Source organism: Paracoccus angustae, from assembly GCF_042648745.1.
GTDB lineage: Bacteria > Pseudomonadota > Alphaproteobacteria > Rhodobacterales > Rhodobacteraceae > Paracoccus > Paracoccus angustae.
This window is the reverse complement of the sequence record NZ_JBHRXY010000041.1, coordinates 1-18641: the sequence shown is the minus strand read 5'-3', so window position 1 is coordinate 18641 and position 18641 is coordinate 1. Positions and strand designations below refer to the sequence as shown.

Below are 18641 nucleotides of genomic sequence, written 5' to 3'. Positions count from 1 at the left end.
CATAAGCACGTGCTTAGGCATGTGCCTAAGCCTCCATGGTTATGCCTGGTGTCCGGTCGAAAGGGGGGCCAGTTCACCTGACCCATGCAGGCTGTCATACACATCTTCAGATTTCTAAGGGTGACGCACTGTTCTGCCGGAGGTGCTCCGCCGCTGGCCGACTAGGGGGACAGGCCCGCGGACAGAAGGATCGTGAGAAGGCCGATCATTCTGCTTCCCTTTGATGGCCATTCGGCGCAGGGTAGGAGATCGGCATTAGCACGGCGCCCGCCGCTAGTTCGGCCGCGACATCCTCTCGGCTGCGGATCGCCTCGATTGGCGATGGCTCGATTACATCCTGATCCTCGAACCACAGATCAAGGGCCTCCGTCGCGGCGGCCGGGATGTCGGCCCCGTTCTTGGCTGTGTCAAAGCAACCCGGAAGATCGGGAAAGGTCAGGCCATAGGCCGATCCATCGTCGTTGTGAACGATAGCGGTGTAGACTTTCATGATGGCTCTCCTCGGTAAAGGTTGTTGATCCGGTCCCGTTTCGGTGCGGAATAGCCGATCTTCGACCGCCTGGCATTAGATGGGCAATCGGCCCGTGCCTCTAAAAGGTTGGACCAAGTCTAGCCTGGCTGCAGCGCCAATGGCAGGTTCTTCGGAATATCCATGCCGGTCCGATGATCGGTGGTGCCAGTCGGCGGTGTGCCAGAGACAAAACACCGACGGTGCGCAGCCTCTCTTTCTTGGGGCGTGGCGCGCAGAGCCCCGGTCGGAAGACCGGGGCTTTCTCGTTACCCAAGATGTTACCCGACGCACAATGCCGCCCTGTCTAGCGGCACATCACGGTATCTATGTCATTGATTCAATTGGTGGAGCCAAGGGGAGTCGAACCCCTGACCTCTTGAATGCCATTCAAGCGCTCTACCAACTGAGCTATGGCCCCACCGGAGGTCTGCTTCGTCTTTCGACGTTGCGTGGGGGGTCTATAGGGGCGCGCGCGGCACGGCGCAAGCGGAAAATGCGGTGCTCGGAAGGAGAATCTGAAAGATCGGAAAGCAAGCGGCTCGACCGGGGAAACCGCCTCTCGGGACCGGTTGTCGCGGCTGGCAGGACAAGAGACGCCGTGGCGGAAATGGTGGGCGGTGAGGGACTTCCCACCAGACAGTCAAGCCGTTGATATAGCTTCCGCTGCTATGTGCGCGTGTTGCGTTGTGGCACACCTGTGTGTCGCATCTGGGGCTGTGTCGCGCAAGTAGCAGGGCATCCGCGTACAATTTGAACATACAAGTGTCATGCACTGATTTGTGTGGTTGAGTTCATGGCAAACACCAATGAGGACAAGGTGCGGTGCCATGGTCTGTTCCTGACCCCAGAGCCGATCGCCGTGATCCGTCCGGTGCCGCCTGTTTTCGAGGTGGCGGTTACGTGATCAGCGGCTTGAAATCTCTTGCTGATATTCCGCCTCACGTTGCGGCCAAGTGTTCTTGATGTAGGCGAGCACGGCCTGGATCTCCGCGTCGCTCAGCACGCCCCCGAACCCCGGCATGTCGCTTTCGTATCCGCCCCCGACGATAGCGGCCGTGCCTTCCTTGACAATGCGAAACAGGACATCGTCGGAATGATGCCAGGTGTGGCCGGTCGCGTCGTGCGGTGGCGCCGGCAGACGGCCGGACGGAAGCGGTGACTTCCAGTCTGGCTGTCCCTCCAGATCCGCACCGTGGCAACTGGCACACTGATCGACATAGACCTGCCGGCCTTGCGCGAGGACTTCCGCCGAGACCGTGCCCGTGGATGCGGTGCCGGCATAGTGCCACACAGCAAATATCACCAACGCCACGCCTGTCAGGATTGCTCCGATCCAGCCAGTATTGCCGAGGTATTTTCTCATCGGTGTTCTCTCCAATCGCGCCGGACCCCATTGGTTTCATGCTGAAATGACCGGATGCCCGAACGGTGTTCACTTCGACAATGGACAATCCCGTGAGCGATGCCTATCTTCGAGCCATGTTCGCGCGTGCCGTCACCATGCTTGCCGTACTCGCAATCGCCGTGGTCACGACGTTGACCTCGGCGCATGCGGCACGTGTGGGTGCGGCGCCGGACCATGCCGTGCATGTGACCGAGATGATGCAGGTCTCGCACGGCGGTGAGGCTTCCTGCGACGACGACCGGCACTGCGGTTCGGTCGATGCCGGAATGTGCGAATTCGTCTGCACGGGCCTTTCCATCTTTCTTCCGTTTGTCAGCGGTGATGCTGGCTTCGATTGCTCGCCGGTCGGCCACGACCGACCTGCCGAGCGCGCCCATGTCAGTCGGACCCCTGGTCTGAACGAACAGCCTCCCAAACCTCGTCTCCTTTGATCGCGTCCGGGCCGAGGCCCGCGGCGTTCCATCGGTTTGATGAACGGGACGGAATGTCCCGAGGAGACGACAATGAATACCCTTTCGCGACGCGGCTTTCTTGCCGCAAGCGCGGCGGCGCTTGCCGCTGCCCATCTTCCGCGCGCCGTCATGGCGCAGGCGGTGGCACCGCTTGGCCTGTCCGCCGAGGCCCGCACGCTCGACATCAATGGCCGCGCCGCCACCGTCTTCGGACTTGCCGGTCCAAAGGGACAGGGGCTGATCCTTGACGCGGGGCAAAGGTTCCAGGTCGATCTGACCAACAATCTCGACGTCGGCACGATTATCCACTGGCATGGCCAGATCCCACCGAACGCGCAGGACGGGGTGCCGGACATGCCGATGCCGATGCTGAAACCAGGCGAAACCAGATCCTATGATTTCGCGCCGCTTGCGGGCACATATTGGATGCACAGCCATGTGCCCATCCAGGAAATGAACCTGCTGGCGGCTCCGCTGATCGTGCGCAGCGCCGAAGATGCCGCGGCCGACCGGCAGGAGGTCACGCTGTTCCTGCATGACTTCGCCTTCAAGACACCCGAAGAGGTCATGGCCGAGATCAGTGACGGCCATGGAGGCGGTCACGACGCATCCTCCATGCACGGCATGCCCATGGGTGGGGGCACGGGAGCGATGCGGGGCATGGACCACGGCGCCATGGGGAACATGCCGATGGGCGGCATGATGGACATGGGCGACATGGCCATGGACCTGAACGATTACGACTGGGACGCCTATCTCGCCAACGACCGGACCCTGTCGGACCCCGAGGTGGTTCGGGTCGAGCGCGGTGGCCGCATCCGCCTTCGGGTCATCAACGCCGCCGCAGCGACGGTGTTCTGGATTGATACCGGAGCGGCGCCCGCCCGGGTCATCGCGGTTGACGGGCATAATGTCCGACCGGTTGCTGGCAGCCGTTTTGGCGTCGCCATGGGACAACGGCTGGATCTCGAGCTCGACCTGCCGAACGAAGCCGGTGCCTGGCCGATCCTGGCCCTGCGCGAAGGCGCGCGAGAGCGGACCGGGATCATCCTGGCGACCTCCGGTGCTGAGGTCGCGAGGGTGCCGGAACTGGCAGACCAGGATGCACCGGCCTTCGACGTCGATCTGTCACAGGAGCTGAGCTTCGAGGCGCTGGACAATCTGCCAGACCGCCCGGTCGATCGCAGTCAGATGGTCATGCTGGGCGGCATGATGCAGCCCTATGTCTGGACCATCGACGGGGCGGTCTGGGGCCAGCATCGCCCGATCAAGGCCAAAGCGGGTGAGCGTGTGTTGCTCGGCTTCCACAACATGTCGATGATGGGGCATCCGATGCATCTGCACGGCCATGTGTTCCAGGTCGTCGACATCAACGGCCGCAAGGTCAAGGGTGCGAGGCGCGACACCGTCTATGTGCCGCCCATGTCGATGGTGACAGTTGCCCTGGACGCCGGCGAGGCTGCCCGTTGGATGCTGCATTGCCATCACATGCCGCATCTGGAAACCGGCATGATGACCGAATTCGCCATCTCGGCCTGATCGTCGCGCCGGGGCAGTCCTGCCCCGGCTTGCAGGCGTTTCGCCGCCACTGTCATTGAAAGGCAGAACCCATGTCCATGTCTCACGGCGGTCCCACTGGTCACGTGCCAGCCAGCGGCGATCGCAAGGCGCTGGCCATCTCGGGCTGGCTCACCGGCCTCTACTTCATCGTCGAACTCGGGATTGGCCTCTGGACCGGCTCGGTCGCGGTCATGTCCGACGCCTTCCACACCTTCTCGGCCGTGGGCGGCGTGCTCATCGCTCTGGTGGCGATGCGTCTGGGCGAGCGGAAATCCAGTCCCGCCCGCACCTTTGGCTACATCCGGGCAGAAATCCTCGGCGCCCTGTTCAATGGTCTGTTTCTCGTCGTCATGGCGCTTTACGTGCTGTGGATGGGAGCGATGCGCCTGATGGAGCCGATCGAGCTGGCCACGACGCCGATGCTGATCGCGGCAGCAGGCGGCATCGCCACGGAACTGGTCGCGCTCTGGCTGCTCTACGAGCGCCAGAAAGGCAGCCTGAACATGCGGGGCGCCTACTGGCATATCCTACAGACCTTCGTCGGCAGCTTCCTTATTATCATCTCTGCCCTGGTGATCCGCTTCACCGGCTTTCTCGCCATCGATCCGCTGCTCGGCATGGCCTTCGGCGTCGTCCTGCTTTGGGCATCGTGGGGCATCCTGCGGGAAGCGTTGCACATCCTGTTGCAGGGCACGCCGGAGAACCTCGACCTGGATGCCGCCATCGCAGCCATTCGCAGGCTGGAGGGCGTCACCGATGTGCATCATGTCCACGCCTGGAGCCTCACATCGGGGCGGAACGTTTTCTCGAGCCATGTCTGCGTCCGGGACTGGCAGGAAGGCGAGCGGGTGCTGCAACAGGTGAACGGTCTCCTGAAAGGCCAGTTCAATGTGTATTTCTCGACTATTCAGATCGAGGGATACTGCCTTGATCGCGAGGAGGACGCTGCGGAAATCGACATTACCCGGCCGCAATCGGGGACGGGACAAGTCGCTCATCCAGATCATGCTCGGGAACGAGGTGTCCATCATGGTCACTGAAGAAGCTTGTCGGCGTCTGCTGAGCTATGTCTTGACCTTGCCATCGCTGGAAGGCGCAGAACGATTCCAAACCACGTTGCAGGCGATTCGATGAAGAGGCGGGCCATGGCCAGGAAAAATGAACACGAGCGCGGGGCCGTCGCGGACACGGAACGGGAGAGCAGTATGTCAGGCATCGGCGACGGACGTTTCCACTCGGGACATCACCACGATCACCCGCATGATCATTCCGCGCACCAGCGCGGGGCCGATCATCCACAGGACGCGGAGGCCGGAGCGACCGACGGTGCACACAAGGTCAAGGACCCGGTCTGCGGCATGATGGTCGATCCGCATGCCACCCCGCACAAGGCCGTGCATGCGGGCCGACCCTATCACTTCTGCTCCACGGGATGTCGGGAAAAGTTCCTTGCCGATCCCGAACGCCACCTTGATCCGACCGCCGTCGCGGAAGCCGAACCGGTGCCCGAGGGAACGATCTATACCTGCCCGATGCATCCCGAGGTCAGGCAGGTCGGACCGGGCTCCTGCCCGATCTGCGGCATGGCGCTGGAGCCGATGCTGGTCAGCCTCGAGTCCGGCCCGAACGAAGAGCTGATCGACATGACGCGCCGTTTCTGGATCGGCCTGGCGCTGACGGTCCCGGTCTTCGTGCTTGAAATGGGCGGGCATCTGTTTGGCCTCACCCATCTGATCGGCCAGCGAACGTCGAACTGGCTGCAACTGATCCTCGCGACCCCCGTCGTCCTCTGGGCGGGCTGGCCCTTCTTCCAACGCGGCTGGCAGTCGCTGGTCAACCGCAGCCTCAACATGTTCACGCTGATCGCCATGGGCACGGGGGCAGCCTGGCTCTACAGCATGGTGGCGGTGCTGATGCCGGGCATCTTCCCGGACCAGTTCCGCCAGCCTGACGGCTCGGTCGCGGTCTATTTCGAGGCGGCGGCCGTCATCACCGTCCTGGTCCTGCTGGGGCAGGTGCTGGAACTGCGGGCGCGTGAAAGCACCAGCGGCGCGATCCGCGCGCTGCTCGACCTGGCGCCCAAGACGGCCCGGATCATCCGCGCCGACGGCAGCGAGGAGGAGGTGCAACTCGACAGCGTGCAGGTCGGCGACCGCCTGCGGGTGCGGCCGGGCGAGAAGGTGCCGGTCGATGGCGAGGTGATCGAAGGCCGCAGCGCCGTCGATGAATCGATGGTGACGGGCGAGTCGATGCCCGTGACCAAGGAAGTCGGCGCGTCCGCCATCGGCGGCACCATGAACCAGTCCGGCGCGCTGGTCATCGAGGCGAAAAAGGTCGGCCGCGACACCATGCTGTCGCAGATCGTCCAACTGGTCGCCGAGGCGCAGCGGAGCCGGGCCCCGATCCAGCGGTTGGCCGATCAGGTCTCGGGCTGGTTCGTGCCGGCGGTGATTGTTGTGGCCATTCTCGCCTTTGTCGCCTGGTCGATCTGGGGGCCGGAGCCGCGCATGTCCTTCGGTCTGATTGCGGCCGTCTCGGTTCTCATCATCGCCTGCCCCTGTGCGCTGGGATTGGCAACGCCGATGTCGATCATGGTCGGCGTCGGGCGCGGCGCGCAGGCGGGCGTGTTGATCAAGAACGCCGAGGCGCTCGAACGCATGGAGAAGGTGGACACGATCATCGTCGACAAGACCGGCACGCTGACCGAGGGCCGGCCCGCCGTCACCGCCATCGTTCCGGCGGAAGGCTTCACCGAAGACGAGGCCCTGCGCCTGGCCGCCAGCGTCGAGCGCGCCAGCGAGCATCCGCTGGCGCTCGCGATCGTGCGCGCCGCCGAGGAGCGTGGGTTGGATCTCGTGCCGGTCGCGGATTTCGACTCGCCGACCGGCAAGGGCGCGTTGGGGGTGGTTGAAGACAAGCGCATCCCGCTTGGCAATGCGAAATTCCTCGCCGAGCAAGGCGTGGATGTGGCGCCGCTGGCCGAGGAGGCCGACCGGCTGCGCGAGGGCGGGGCGACGGCGATCTTCATGGGGGTCGATGGCCGCGTCGCCGCGATCTTCGCCATCGCCGATCCGGTCAAGGCATCCACGCCCGAGGCGCTGGCCGCGCTGAAGGCGCTGGGGATCCGGGTCGTGATGCTGACCGGCGACAATTGGACGACAGCCAAGGCGGTCGCGCGCCAGCTCGGCATCGACGAGGTTGAGGCCGAGGTTCTTCCTGACCAGAAAAGCGCCGTCGTGCAGCGGCACAAGGCGGCGGGCGAGGTGGTCGCGATGGCCGGGGACGGCGTCAACGACGCGCCTGCGCTGGCAGCCGCTGACGTCGGCATCGCCATGGGCACCGGCACCGACGTGGCAATGGAGAGCGCAGGCGTCACGCTGCTCAAGGGCGACCTCAACGGCATCGTCCGCGCCCGCAAGCTGTCCGAGGCGGTGATGGGCAACATCCGCCAGAACCTGTTCTTCGCCTTCATCTACAACGCGCTCGGCGTGCCGGTGGCGGCAGGGCTGCTCTACCCGTTCTTCGGCCTCCTGCTGTCGCCGATCATCGCGGCGGCGGCGATGGCGCTGTCCTCGGTCAGCGTGATCGCTAATGCGGCCCGGCTGCGCGGGGTGAAGCTGTGACCATGTGCGACCATCTGCATATCTGCCGCAAGGCTGGCGGCAGGTGGCAAACCGCCGCGCCGCCGCCTGCTCACCGCTTCGTGCGTCGTGCCCGAACCGGGGCGGCCAGGTAATGAAACCATCACCACCGGCCCCGGTGCCCATGGCGTGTCGGTCCCGGCCCACGGCGCATACGTCTTCGTCACGACTATCTCCGACAACAGCGTTTCGATTGTCGATACCGAGAGCCAGAGTGTCGCCGAAACGATGTTGGTCGGCGATGGCCCGAACGGCATCGTTTACGGGCAGTCAAACTGACGGGATCGAGAACAGCGATGCCGGGACGGCCTTGCGGATGCAGTGAGTCAGGACGACCGTGGTGCCGCCTGTTGATCGTGCTTCACAGGCGGCGTCCCGGCTATCGAGAACGAGGGCAACGAAGGGCGCGGCCAGGCAGCGGCCGCGCCCGCAAGGCTATCCTACGCTGTCCCGGGCTGATCCTTGCGCTCGGCCGGATAACCGGCCTCGGCGAGCGCGGCGACAAGCGCCCGTTCGTCCGCGCGCGTATGGACCTTCACGTCATGGGTGGGCGGATCGGTGATGACTTCAGCTGTCGGATCGACGCTCAGGATCGCGTTGGTGACCCGCCGGGCGCACCCGCCGCAGGTCATGCCGGGAACGGTGAACTGGAAAATGCGAACTCTCCTCGATGATGGTGTCCGCCGTCCGATGTGGGCATTGCCACGATGGCAAGGTCAAGAGCGGGACCTGGAAAAACAAAAAGGGTCGCGGGCCTTGACCTTCCCATCGTTGGAAGCCCCATCTGAATTGCAATGGATTCACGAAGGAGGATCATCATGACCAATGGCGCTCCATTGCAGCGAGGGGCCGACGCCGGTTCAACGCTCGGTATTCCGGTCGAGGGGATGACCTGCGCCTCATGCGTCGGCCACGTCGAGAAGGCGATCGCCAAGCTGCCCGATGTGGCGAAGGTGAGCGTCAATCTGGCGACCGAGCGCGCCGATGTCGTCTTTTCCAGCAAGCCCGATATCGCCGCTGTCGTGCGCGCGATCGAAGGCGCAGGATATGACGTGCCGGAAGTGACGGTCGAACTGGGCGTGGCCGGCATGACCTGCGCCTCCTGCGTCGCGCATGTCGAAAAGGCGGTCAAGGCCGTGCCGGGCGTCAACGCCGCCACGGTCAACCTCGCGACCGAGCGAGTCAGCGTGCGCCACCTTGGCGGTGTTGCGTCGATCGAGGCTATCGAAGCCGCGATCCGCGGCGCCGGCTACGAGCCCCACCGGATCGGCGGCGATGACGCTTCAGTCGATCGCGAGCGCGAGGCCCGGGAACGCGAGACGACCGGCCTGCGCCGCGCGACCCTGATCGCGGCGGTTCTCACCCTGCCGGTCTTTGTCATTGAGATGGGCTCGCATTTCGTGCCGGCGATCCATGATCTGGTGATGAACACCATAGGGACTCAAACGAGCTGGCTGATCCAGTTCGTGCTGACCACCGCAATCCTGTTCGGTCCCGGCCGCCGCTTCTTCAAGAAGGGCGTGCCGGCGATGATGCGCGGCACGCCGGACATGAACTCGCTGGTGGTGGTCGGCACCACTGCCGCCTGGGGCTATTCCGTGGTCGCGACCTTTGCACCGCAACTGCTGCCAGCCGGCACGGCCAATGTCTATTTCGAGGCCGCCGCAGTCATCGTCACGCTGATCCTGCTGGGCCGCTATCTCGAAGCCAAGGCCAAGGGCCGCACTTCCGAGGCGATCAAGCGGCTGGTCGGGTTGCAGCCCAAGACCGCGCGCGTCGAGCGCAACGGCGAGACCGTCGAGGTGCCATTGTCGGAGGTCCGCGCGGGCGACATCGTCCAGGTCCGCCCCGGAGAGCGGGTGCCGGTCGACGGCGAAGTGGTCGAGGGCGGTTCCTACGTTGACGAGTCGATGATCACCGGCGAGCCGGTGCCGGTTGCCAAGAACACCGGTGCGGAGGTCGTCGGCGGTACGATCAACAAGACCGGGGCCTTCTCGTTCCGGGCGACCAAGGTCGGCGCCGACACCGTGCTGGCGCAGATCATCCGCATGGTCGAAGAGGCGCAGGGCTCGAAGCTGCCAATCCAGGCCCTGGTCGACAAGGTGACGGCGTGGTTCGTGCCGGCCGTGATGGCGGCAGCGGCGCTCACCTTTCTTGTCTGGCTGGTCTTCGGTCCCGATCCCGCGCTTACCTTCGCATTGGTCAACGCCGTTGCCGTGCTGATCATCGCCTGTCCGTGCGCCATGGGCCTGGCGACGCCGACCTCGATCATGGTCGGCACCGGCCGAGCCGCCGAACTGGGCGTGTTGTTCCGCAAGGGCGAGGCGCTCCAATCGCTGCGCGATGTCACGGTGGTGGCGGTGGACAAGACCGGGACGCTGACCAAGGGCCGGCCGGAACTGACCGACCTGACGCCCTCGACCGGGTTCGAGCGCGACGAGGTGCTGGCGCTGGTCGCCGCGGTCGAAACGAAGTCCGAGCACCCCATCGCCGCTGCCATCGTTGCGGCAGCCGAAGCACGGGGTCTGCGGATCGGCACGCCAGAAGGCTTCGACGCGGTGCCGGGCTACGGCGTCGCCGCAACCGTCGGCGGCCACCACGTCGCGGTCGGGGCCGATCGCTACATGTCGAAGCTCGGCCATGATCTGGCGGCGTTCGCAGGCGAGGCCGCGCGGCTTGGCGGCGAAGGCAAGTCGCCGCTCTATGCCGCGATTGATGGCAGGCTGGCGGCGGTGATCGCGGTCGCCGACCCGATCAAGGAGACCACGCCCGAGGCGATCCGCGCGCTGCACGATCTGGGGTTGAGGGTCGCGATGATCACCGGCGACAACCGCGCCACCGCTGAGGCCGTGGCCCGCCAGCTCGGCATCGACGAGGTGGTTCCCGAGGTGCTGCCGGACGGCAAGGTGACGGCGATCCATGAACTGCGCGCCGGTGGCCGCAAGGTCGCGTTTGTCGGCGACGGCATCAACGACGCACCCGCGCTGGCGGAAGCCGAGGTTGGGCTGGCGATCGGAACGGGAACGGACGTGGCGATCGAGTCGGCCGATGTGGTGCTGATGTCGGGCGACCTGCGCGGCGTGGTGAACGCCATCGCGCTGTCGAAGGCGACGATCCGCAACATCAAGCAGAACCTGTTCTGGGCCTTCGCCTACAACGCCGCCCTGATCCCGGTTGCAGCCGGTTTGCTCTACCCGGTGTCTGGCACGCTGCTTTCACCGGTGCTGGCGGCGGGCGCCATGGCGTTGTCGAGCGTCTTCGTGCTGTCGAACGCGCTGCGGCTCAAGGCCTTCAAGCCGGTGCTCGCGGCTGAGGCAGAAACGACCGCGGCCGGAACGAAGGCCGAGGCTCATCTAGCCGCGGCGTAACACCTGAACCCTTGAAGGCAGGGGCGGGAAACTCGCCCCGGCCTGTCGATCAGGAAAAAGGAGAACCATCCGATGGATGTCGTCATCTATACCACGCCGCCCTGTCCCGACTGCCTCGCGCTCAAGCGTTGGCTGGAAGCATCCGGCATCCCATATGAGGAGCGCGACCTGACGGACCGGGCTGTCATGGAGGAAGTGAAGGCCCGAACAGGGGTGCGCGTCGCGCCCGTTACCTTTGTCGGGGACGAATTCTTCTACGGGACCTTCGCCGATCAACGGCCGAAGATTGCCGCTGCACTCGGGCCGATCGCCAAGTCTGCGGAGAAAGGAACGGGATCATGAATATCGGCCAGGCGTCCGAGGCTTCAGGGGTCAGCGCCAAGATGATCCGCTATTACGAGCAGACCGGCCTGATCCCGAGAGCGGCGCGGCGTGACAGCGGCTACCGCGACTATGACGATGCCGATGTCCACCGCCTGCGCTTCATCCGCGGCGCGCGCGACCTTGGCTTCACCGTCGAGCAGATCGGCGATCTGCTCGCCCTGTGGAGCGACCGCGAGCGCGCCAGCGCCGACGTGAAGGCGCTGGCGCTCGGCCATGTTGACGCACTGAAACAGAAGCAGGCCGAGATCGCGGCCATGATCGCGACGCTGGAAAACCTTGCCAGCCGCTGCCACGGAGACGACCAGCCCGATTGCCCGATCATCGAGGGCCTTGCTGAAAGCGATGGCGGCCAGACCGGCAAGGCGAAGCCCCGTCGCTTCGGCAAGGTCGACGAACTGCGAGCATGACGCCGGCAAGGAAGCTGCGGCCGGCTGTTCTCCATGGTCGGACCTGGGGCGAGCGCGCGGGCCTCCGAAGCCATGCAAGGGGTGCGCGGTCGGCATTGGCAGCTCCTGCCTTGTTCCCGCAGGACGCTGTTGTTGGCGAGCATCTCGGAGACCCCACCCGCGCGATCGCGATTGCGCGGGTGGGGTTGTCGGTTTCGGTGACCAGAGCCGCAGCGGGCGAGGCCGCAAGGTGAAGCGTGAAGACCATGCCGGATGCCGCCGCCACCAGGGCCGAGCCTTCGGGGTTCATGGTGAAGGCATGGCCCCGAACACCTTGCGGAGTTGCGCCAGGCGGGCCCGTCCGTTCACGCGCGCCGCGCCCTCGATCTTCGCCAGCTTGCCGTCGGCCTCCTTGATCGCGGCCTCGCGCCCGATCCCGGTCAGCCCTTCATCCTCGATGCCCTCGAGGCGCCGGGCATGATCGCGCCGCGCCCGGCGCTTTGCGACCTCGCCTCGGACGCATCGCCGATGGCGTCATGGTCCGACCGGACCTTGCCCCACATCGCCCGGAACTCGGGCGGCATTGCGTCGAACCGCTTTTTCAGGGCGGCATGGCTGCGGCTCCGGGAGGTCCCGCGCGCGACTGCCTCGGGGTCGTTGGCCGGGACGTTGCGCGGCTGGAAAGCCTTGGTCGGATCGACCTGGGCAATCGTCGCCTCGTGCAGAAGGTCCATAAAGGCCGCGCTGGCGTCACTGTCCTTGCGGCGCAGCTTTATCCACTGATCGGCAGTCCCGGCCGCGCGGGCGTGCCACGAGCCCCGCTGCGCGTCCATTTCATCCTTGTGTGCGATGTAAGCCTGCGCGGCCAGCAGATCGCGGCCCAACTCCTTGAACAGCGGGCGGCCCGGCACCAGCGAGAGGGCGTTCCAGGTCTTGGACCTGCCCATGCTGTCGGTCAGCAGGTCCGACCAGAAGACCGACCCCTTGCGCCAGCCTTGCGCGCCGAAGGGCACGTCGGCCTTACGAGCCTTGGCGGTCAGCGCCTCGCGAATCGCCGTCATGTCGCGCTGTTCCTTGACCGACTCGCCGCTAGGACCCATATTGGGGTTGCCGCGCCGGGGTGATGGAGCCAGATCGCCCCACAAGTCGCCGAGACTGGCTATCGACCTTTCGGTGCGACGCGGCACCCCACGATCATAAGCGGTCAGCAACCAGATCTTGTCAGCCTCGTAGAACGTCAGGCTGATGCTCGCCTGATCGGTTTCGCCATGGAGTTGGACACGGTTGCTGTTGCGCGACGTGACCTTCATGCCATCCAGGCGTGCTTGCAGATCATCCAGCACTTCGGGATGCCAAGCAATCGGCTTGGACAAGCCGAAGCTGGCGCTCTTGCTGGTTCCTTCCTTGCCCCAGACAAGAGCGATCGGTCCCACATCAGGATGGTGCAAGCCCCCCGGCGCCTCGCGGTCTTGCAGCCGTTCCAGTTCAAGCGCGGCCTCGCGCCAACGCCCTTCATAGCCACGCAGGACGGGACCGAAGGCCGCTGGCGTCCAGGTCGCCATAGGTGGCTTCCACACGCGCCCGGATGCCCGCATCGGCCCGCGCTGCCCGCACCAGTGCCCGCCATTTCTGTGCCGTGAACAGGCCATGCGTTCCGCCCCACCGCATCGAATCGCGGAAGGCCTGGACAATCTCGTGATCCGGGGGTGTGACGCCGGACCATGTTGTCGGCATCGCGAAGGAAAGCCCGCAGGTGCTTGGCAGCGGTCTTCAGGTTATCCACCGTTGACTGGCTGATCGGCTTGAACTGGGAAGGGTTTCCGGGGCGGCGGGATTCGATGTATTCTGCAAGGCACGTTCCAGCGGATACCCTTTCCCTGTAACGACCCGAGAGAACCGCCGCAGTTGATCCACAGGGAAGCCCCGGGCGGCGGCAGCTTCCAGCCTGTCATGTAGCACCACGTCAAGACCGCCGTGGGTATCGTCGGCGTTCGCGGCGGCGTCTGCGGCAATCGCTTCCCGCCATTCAAAGGCTGACGGCAGCGAGAATGCACCCTTGTCGCCCTGCTGTGCTTCAAGTCGGCGCAAGTCACCCAAGAGAATGTCGCGGCGCTTGCGGGCGTCGGGCAAATGACGGAAGGCAAGGCCGCGTTTGATTTCCTTGCCCAGTCGCTTCCCATCCCAAGGGTTCCGCAATCCCATCAAAGCGGGGGGCGTCACCATTCTGAACACCCGGCTCTTGCCGGGGCCGCGAGGTTGCACCAGATACTGCACGTCTTCGGCCTTCCTGTGGTCCATTATGAACAACTTCGGCTTGGACATCAGGAGTGAAATCGCAGCGAAAACAATGGCTTGGGTAAAGTGGCGGAGAGGGTGGGATTCGAACCCACGGAACCCGTGAAGGCTCAACGGTTTTCGAGACCGCCCCGTTCGACCACTCCGGCACCTCTCCGCGCTTCTGGGTGGTGAGGCGGGGGTTTAGAGAGGCGGGGGTTGAAGCGCAAGAGGTTTTGTCGAAAAAAGCACCTGTATGCGGAAAGGATGCCCGATGCTGCGGTTTTTGTGTCTGAGCCTGCTGATCGCCCTCGCCGGGCCCCTTGCCGCGCAGCCGCGCCCGCCGATGCCCCAGCACCAGCAGGCCGCCGATGCGGTCTGGGAGGTCATGGACCTGGACAGCCTTGCCCCCATCCTGCAAGCCGAGGCCCTGGCCGAGGGGGCCGAGATGGCCGCGACCCTGTTCAAGGGCCGCGGAACGGGCCGCTGGCTGGACCGTGTGGGCGCGATCCATCACCCCGGCCGGATCCGGGCGCTGTTCCTGTCCGGCATGGCCGCCGCCATGCCCGGGGCTGATCCCGCCGAGGTGCGGGCGGGGCTGGAGTTCTATCGCACGGGCTTCGGGCAGCGGATGCTGGCGCTGGAAAGCTCGGCCCGGGTGGCGATGCTGGACGCCGATGTCGAGGCGGCGGCGCGCGAGGCCTTCGCGCAGGCCCGCAGCCAGGGCAGTTCCCGCGCCGCCCGGATCGAGCGGCTGATCGAGACCGCCGACCTGGTCGAATCGAACGTGGCGGGCGGCCTCAACGCCGCCATCGCCTTTTCCCGGGGCTTCCAGGCCGGGGGCGGCTTTCCGATGCCGATGAGCGAAGGCGAGATCATCGCGGACGCCTGGGCGCAGGAACCGCAGATGCGCGCCGATGCCGAGAACTGGATCGGGGCCTATCTGTTCCTGGCCTATTCCTCGCTGTCGGATGCGCAGCTCGACGCCTATATCGCCTATGCCGGATCGGCCGGGGGGCAGGCCCTGTCGCGGCTGATGTTCGCGGGCTTTGATGCGGTGTTCGCGCGGACCTCGCATGACATGGGCCTTGCCGCCGCCGCCGAGGTCCGGGCGCGGCAGCTGTGACGAGCCGCATCCTGTCGGCAGGCATTGCGCCAAGTCCCGGGTCGAACCGTGCCGGGCCACTGCGGTCGGCCAGCGCCAGGGTTGGGGATGCCGCGACGGTTTCCGCCTTTGGGCGTGATCATGCGGGGGCAGGCGCCAAGCCGGCCGGACGAGTTCCAGAGCTGGTCCGCCGCCCCGGTGCGGATCTCAAAGGGCGGCAAGTTCGTCAGCCCCAACGCCGATGAGCCGGTCGGCCGGCGCAGGGCCTTCGCGCCCGGCATCCGTGTCGCCTCGACGGATCACCGGAACTGACCGGCCACGGCGTCCCGATTGGCCGATGGCGGTGTGAAGGCGCGCAAGAGAACGCCCCGCCTGCGCGGGAGAGCGGCCTGCGGAACTTCTGACCGGAACCATGTCCGTTTCCGTGCCGCAGGTTGGCGGGGCGAGATGCGGCCCGCCCGCGTCCGGCCCGGGATGCGCCGGTGCAGACCCGATGGGCGCCCGAAAGGCCGCGCGACTGGCCAGGATCATGCCCGCCGGAACGACGCGCCGTGGGAAAACCCTGCGGCGCGATGTCCTTGTCCATGGCTGCCGGCACCGGCGGCAGGACGCCTGTCGGACCGACATGCCGCGGCATGGCGGAATATGTCCTGGGGAAGGGGGCAGCGCCCCTTGCGGGCGGTGCGGCCCGGCCGGATCGGGCGCGGCGCGGCGTTCAGGACTTGTCCGGCATCGGCTGCGTTCCGGCGGCCAGCGACAGAAAGCCCGCGACATAGTCGATGCCGTCCTCGCCCCGGCGGGTTCCCAGGTGGATGGATTTCGGCAGGCCGTCCCCGATGCGGACGGCGCGGATCGGCAGATCTCCGCCTTCCTCGTGCAGAAGCCAGTCGGGGATCGCGCTGACGCCGCGCCCGGCGGCGACAAGGTGCAGCATCATGGCGGTCGTCTCGACCGTGCGGTGGCGGCGCGGCAGGCAGTTGCCGGGCACCAGGAAGCGCGTGAAGACGTCCAGCCGCGCCGGATCCACCGGATAGGTGATCAGCGTTTCGCCCGCCAGATCCTGCGGACGGACGGCATCGCATATGGCATGGTCGCGCGGCACCGCCAGCACCATCTGATAGTCGAAGACCGGACGATAGGCGATGCCGGGCAGGTCCAGCGGATCGGGGGTGATCAGCAGGTCGATCTCGTGCCCCAGAAGGGCCGCGATGCCGCCAAAGCGGAAGGCGGTGCGGATGTCCAGGTCCACGTCGGGCCAGGCCGCCAGATAGGGCGCGACGATGCGCATCAGCCATTGCTGGCAAGGGTGGCACTCCATGCCCACCCGCAGCGCGCCGCGCTGGCCCGCGGCGAAATCGCCCAGCACCCGTTCGGCATGTTCGATCTGCGGCAGCACCCGCTGCGCCAGCGCCAGCAGATGGGCGCCCGCCTGCGTCAGCCGCAGCCCGCGCCCGTTCTTTTGCCAGACGGCCACCCCGTGGCGTTCCTCGAACTTGCGCATGGTGTGGCTGAGGGCGGATTGGGTCAGGTTCAGCGTCCCGGCCGCAGCCGTCACGCTGCCCAGCCGGTCCACCTCGCGCAGGATGGCCAGGTGCTGACGGTCGATCATGGATGATGCCTGCTCATAAGTTGATGAGATAATACCATTTCCGCTCATCGGTGCCAGCCCTTACGCCATGCCCGTCACATGAACGAGGGGACAGATGGCACGATCGGCAAACCTTGGCTTTCCGCGCATCGGCGCGCATCGCGAACTGAAGACCGCGCTCGAGGCGCATTGGAAGGGCGGTCTGTCCGAAGACGGGCTGGCCGCCCAGGGCGCCGCGCTGCGCGCCCGGCATTGGCAGGCGCAAAGGGATGCGGGCATCGCCGTGATCCCGTCGAACGACTTTTCCTTCTACGATCACATGCTGGACATGACCGCCCTGCTGGGCGCGGTGCCGCCGCGCTTCGGCGCCGTGAAGGGCCGGGTGTCCCTTGCGCAGTGTTTCGCCATGGCGCGGGGAACGGCGGACGCTCCGGCGATGGAGATGACGAAATGGTTCGACACCAACTATCACTACATCGTCCCCGAGCTGCACGAAGGGCAGGTCTTCGGGCTGTCGTCCTTGAAGCCGGTCGATGAATACCTGGAGGCCAAGGCGCTTGGCATCGAGACGCGCCCGGTGCTGGTCGGACCCTTGACCTGGCTCGTTCTCGGCAAGGCGAAGGATCGGGGGCTGGACCCGCTGTCGCTGCTGCCGCGCATCCTGCCGGTTTATGCCGAGATGCTGCGCCGGCTGGCCCAGGCGGGCGCCGAATGGGTGCAGATGGACGAGCCGGTGCTGGTCACGGACCTGACCAGCGCGCAGCGCGACGCCCTGGCCCGCGCCTATGCGGCGCTTGGCGCGGTTGGGCCGAAGCTGCTGGTCGCCAGCTATTTCGGCGCGCTGGACGACAACCTGGATCTGGCGCTGTCCCTGCCGGTCGCGGGGCTGCATGTCGATCTGGTCCGCGCCCCGGGCCAGATCGACGCGCTGCTGGCGCGGAACGGCGGCAAGACCCTGTCGCTGGGCCTGATCGACGGCCGCAATGTGTGGCGCGCCGACCTGGCCCGCGCGCTGGCCGTGGCGCGAAGGGCCGCCGCCGTGCTTGGACCCGACCGCATCCAGATCGCGCCGTCCTGTTCGCTGCTGCATGTTCCCGTGGACCTGGACAGCGAATCCGGGCTGGACGGGGCGTTGAAATCCTGGCTGGCCTTTGCCGTCCAGAAGCTGGCCGAGGTCGCCGCCCTGGCCCGCGCCCTGGACGGCGGGGACGTGGCGGCCGCCCTGCACGCCAGCGATGCGGCCCTTGCCTCGCGCCGGTCCTCTCCGCGCATCCACGATCCCCGCGTCAAGGCCCGAGCCGCCGCCGTGACGGATGCGGACCTGTCCCGGCGCTCGCCCCATGCCCTCCGCCGCAAGGCGCAGGCGGCGGTTCTGGACCTGCCCGCCTTTCCGGCCACCACCATCGGATCCTTTCCGCAAACGCCCGCCCTGCGCCGCGCCCGCGCCGACCACCGCAAGGGCACGCTGCCCGATGCCGACTACGAGGCCTTCCTGAAGGCCGAGACCGAAGCCTGCATCCGCCGGCAAGAGGGCCTTGGCCTCGACCTGCTGGTGCATGGAGAGTTCGAGCGCAACGACATGGTCGAATATTTCGGCGAACACCTGTCGGGCTTCGCCTTCACGCGGTTTGGCTGGGTGCAGTCCTATGGCTCGCGCTGCGTGAAGCCGCCACTGATCTTCGGCGACGTGTCGCGCCCCGGGCCGATGACGGTGGGCTGGTCGTCCTTCGCGCAGTCGCTGACGGACAGGCCGGTCAAGGGGATGCTGACGGGGCCGGTGACGATCCTGCAATGGTCCTTCGTGCGCGACGACCAGCCCCGGCAGCAGACCTGCCGCCAGATCGCCCTGGCGATCCGCGACGAGGTGGCCGACCTGGAGGCCGCGGGCCTTAGAGCACGTTGCGCCATTCCCGATTCAGGATACCCCTGTGGCTTGATCTGTGATTCCCTGCCTGCATGACAGATGG

General features: G+C 66.1%; 18 protein-coding genes and 2 tRNA genes. 11 read left to right on the top strand and 9 right to left on the bottom strand.

All coding sequences use genetic code 11. The annotated features are described in order from the left end of the window. Nucleotides 1–205: 205 nt before the first annotated feature. The 3 genes from ACFOM8_RS20280 to ACFOM8_RS20270 form a co-directional block, all read right to left on the bottom strand. Nucleotides 206–490 (bottom strand): type II toxin-antitoxin system HicB family antitoxin, encoded by a 285-nt coding sequence (locus ACFOM8_RS20280; protein ID WP_377764118.1) that lies wholly within the window; start codon nucleotides 488–490, stop codon nucleotides 206–208. A 363-nt stretch (nucleotides 491–853) separates the two neighbouring features. Further along, a tRNA-Ala gene (locus ACFOM8_RS20275) sits at nucleotides 854–929 on the bottom strand. Nucleotides 930–1415: 486 nt separating this feature from the next. Further along, entirely contained in the window at nucleotides 1416–1874 is a 459-nt protein-coding gene (locus ACFOM8_RS20270) for a c-type cytochrome (protein ID WP_377764117.1), read from the bottom strand. 92 nt (nucleotides 1875–1966) lie between these two features. Between ACFOM8_RS20270 and ACFOM8_RS20265 the strand changes: the two genes are divergently transcribed. The 3 genes from ACFOM8_RS20265 to ACFOM8_RS20255 all read left to right on the top strand — a co-directional run bounded on the left by ACFOM8_RS20265 (nucleotide 1967) and on the right by ACFOM8_RS20255 (nucleotide 4968). Continuing rightward, the gene (locus ACFOM8_RS20265; RefSeq protein WP_377764115.1) at nucleotides 1967–2347 is read left to right on the top strand and encodes a hypothetical protein; all 381 of its coding nucleotides are present in this window, start codon (nucleotides 1967–1969) and stop codon (nucleotides 2345–2347) included. Nucleotides 2348–2419: 72 nt separating this feature from the next. Beyond that, nucleotides 2420–3907 (top strand): multicopper oxidase family protein, encoded by a 1488-nt coding sequence (locus ACFOM8_RS20260; RefSeq protein WP_377764114.1) that lies wholly within the window; start codon nucleotides 2420–2422, stop codon nucleotides 3905–3907. Between the two features lie 71 nt (nucleotides 3908–3978). Next, nucleotides 3979–4968 (top strand): cation diffusion facilitator family transporter, encoded by a 990-nt coding sequence (locus tag ACFOM8_RS20255; RefSeq protein ID WP_377764113.1) that lies wholly within the window; start codon nucleotides 3979–3981, stop codon nucleotides 4966–4968. A 168-nt stretch (nucleotides 4969–5136) separates the two neighbouring features. Here the strand turns inward: ACFOM8_RS20255 and ACFOM8_RS20250 are convergent, their stop codons facing one another. After that, complete coding sequence (locus ACFOM8_RS20250) at nucleotides 5137–5304, bottom strand: hypothetical protein (protein WP_377764111.1); 168 nt, start codon at nucleotides 5302–5304, stop codon at nucleotides 5137–5139. On the opposite strand from ACFOM8_RS20250, the gene ACFOM8_RS20245 reads away from it, so the two are divergent. Together ACFOM8_RS20245 and ACFOM8_RS20240 are read left to right on the top strand one after the other, a co-directional pair. Next, nucleotides 5287–7551 (top strand): heavy metal translocating P-type ATPase, encoded by a 2265-nt coding sequence (locus ACFOM8_RS20245; RefSeq protein WP_377764110.1) that lies wholly within the window; start codon nucleotides 5287–5289, stop codon nucleotides 7549–7551. The genes ACFOM8_RS20250 and ACFOM8_RS20245 overlap by 18 nt on opposite strands. Before the next feature lie 87 nt (nucleotides 7552–7638). Continuing rightward, complete coding sequence (locus ACFOM8_RS20240) at nucleotides 7639–7848, top strand: YncE family protein (RefSeq protein ID WP_377764109.1); 210 nt, start codon at nucleotides 7639–7641, stop codon at nucleotides 7846–7848. Between the two features lie 161 nt (nucleotides 7849–8009). On the opposite strand, the gene ACFOM8_RS20235 is transcribed toward ACFOM8_RS20240, so the two are convergent. Further along, nucleotides 8010–8225: a heavy-metal-associated domain-containing protein gene (locus tag ACFOM8_RS20235; RefSeq protein WP_377764120.1), complete on the bottom strand. Its 216-nt coding sequence runs from the start codon at nucleotides 8223–8225 to the stop codon at nucleotides 8010–8012. 162 nt (nucleotides 8226–8387) lie between these two features. On the opposite strand from ACFOM8_RS20235, the gene ACFOM8_RS20230 reads away from it, so the two are divergent. From ACFOM8_RS20230 to cueR, 3 genes are all read left to right on the top strand, one after another. Next, a complete protein-coding gene (locus ACFOM8_RS20230) occupies nucleotides 8388–10937 on the top strand; it encodes a heavy metal translocating P-type ATPase (protein ID WP_377764107.1) in 2550 nt (849 codons plus the stop codon). Between the two features lie 72 nt (nucleotides 10938–11009). Further along, on the top strand, nucleotides 11010–11279 hold the full coding sequence (locus tag ACFOM8_RS20225) for a glutaredoxin family protein (RefSeq protein ID WP_377764106.1): 270 nt from the start codon (nucleotides 11010–11012) through the stop codon (nucleotides 11277–11279). Further along, the gene (gene cueR, locus ACFOM8_RS20220) at nucleotides 11276–11728 is read left to right on the top strand and encodes a Cu(I)-responsive transcriptional regulator (RefSeq protein WP_377764104.1); all 453 of its coding nucleotides are present in this window, start codon (nucleotides 11276–11278) and stop codon (nucleotides 11726–11728) included. The genes ACFOM8_RS20225 and cueR overlap by 4 nt, the downstream gene beginning before the upstream one ends. Before the next feature lie 419 nt (nucleotides 11729–12147). Here cueR and ACFOM8_RS20215 read toward each other — a convergent pair whose 3' ends face one another. From ACFOM8_RS20215 to ACFOM8_RS20205, 3 genes are all read right to left on the bottom strand, one after another. Continuing rightward, nucleotides 12148–13269: a hypothetical protein gene (locus ACFOM8_RS20215; protein ID WP_377764102.1), complete on the bottom strand. Its 1122-nt coding sequence runs from the start codon at nucleotides 13267–13269 to the stop codon at nucleotides 12148–12150. Between the two features lie 208 nt (nucleotides 13270–13477). Then, entirely contained in the window at nucleotides 13478–14029 is a 552-nt protein-coding gene (locus ACFOM8_RS20210; protein WP_377764100.1) for a hypothetical protein, read from the bottom strand. A 40-nt stretch (nucleotides 14030–14069) separates the two neighbouring features. After that, nucleotides 14070–14159: transfer RNA gene (locus ACFOM8_RS20205), tRNA-Ser, on the bottom strand. Between the two features lie 96 nt (nucleotides 14160–14255). Between ACFOM8_RS20205 and ACFOM8_RS20200 the strand changes: the two genes are divergently transcribed. Both ACFOM8_RS20200 and ACFOM8_RS20195 read left to right on the top strand, forming a co-directional pair. Continuing rightward, a complete protein-coding gene (locus ACFOM8_RS20200) occupies nucleotides 14256–15107 on the top strand; it encodes a hypothetical protein (protein WP_377764099.1) in 852 nt (283 codons plus the stop codon). A gap of 120 nt (nucleotides 15108–15227) precedes the next feature. Then, complete coding sequence (locus ACFOM8_RS20195) at nucleotides 15228–15398, top strand: hypothetical protein (protein ID WP_377764097.1); 171 nt, start codon at nucleotides 15228–15230, stop codon at nucleotides 15396–15398. 403 nt (nucleotides 15399–15801) lie between these two features. Here the strand turns inward: ACFOM8_RS20195 and ACFOM8_RS20190 are convergent, their stop codons facing one another. Continuing rightward, nucleotides 15802–16695, bottom strand: coding sequence for a LysR family transcriptional regulator (locus ACFOM8_RS20190; protein ID WP_377764096.1), 894 nt, complete (start codon nucleotides 16693–16695; stop codon nucleotides 15802–15804). Nucleotides 16696–16789: 94 nt separating this feature from the next. Here ACFOM8_RS20190 and metE point away from each other — a divergent pair, with 94 nt between their 5' ends. Then, nucleotides 16790–18634, top strand: coding sequence for a 5-methyltetrahydropteroyltriglutamate--homocysteine S-methyltransferase (gene metE, locus ACFOM8_RS20185; RefSeq protein ID WP_377764094.1), 1845 nt, complete (start codon nucleotides 16790–16792; stop codon nucleotides 18632–18634). Nucleotides 18635–18641: the final 7 nt, after the last annotated feature.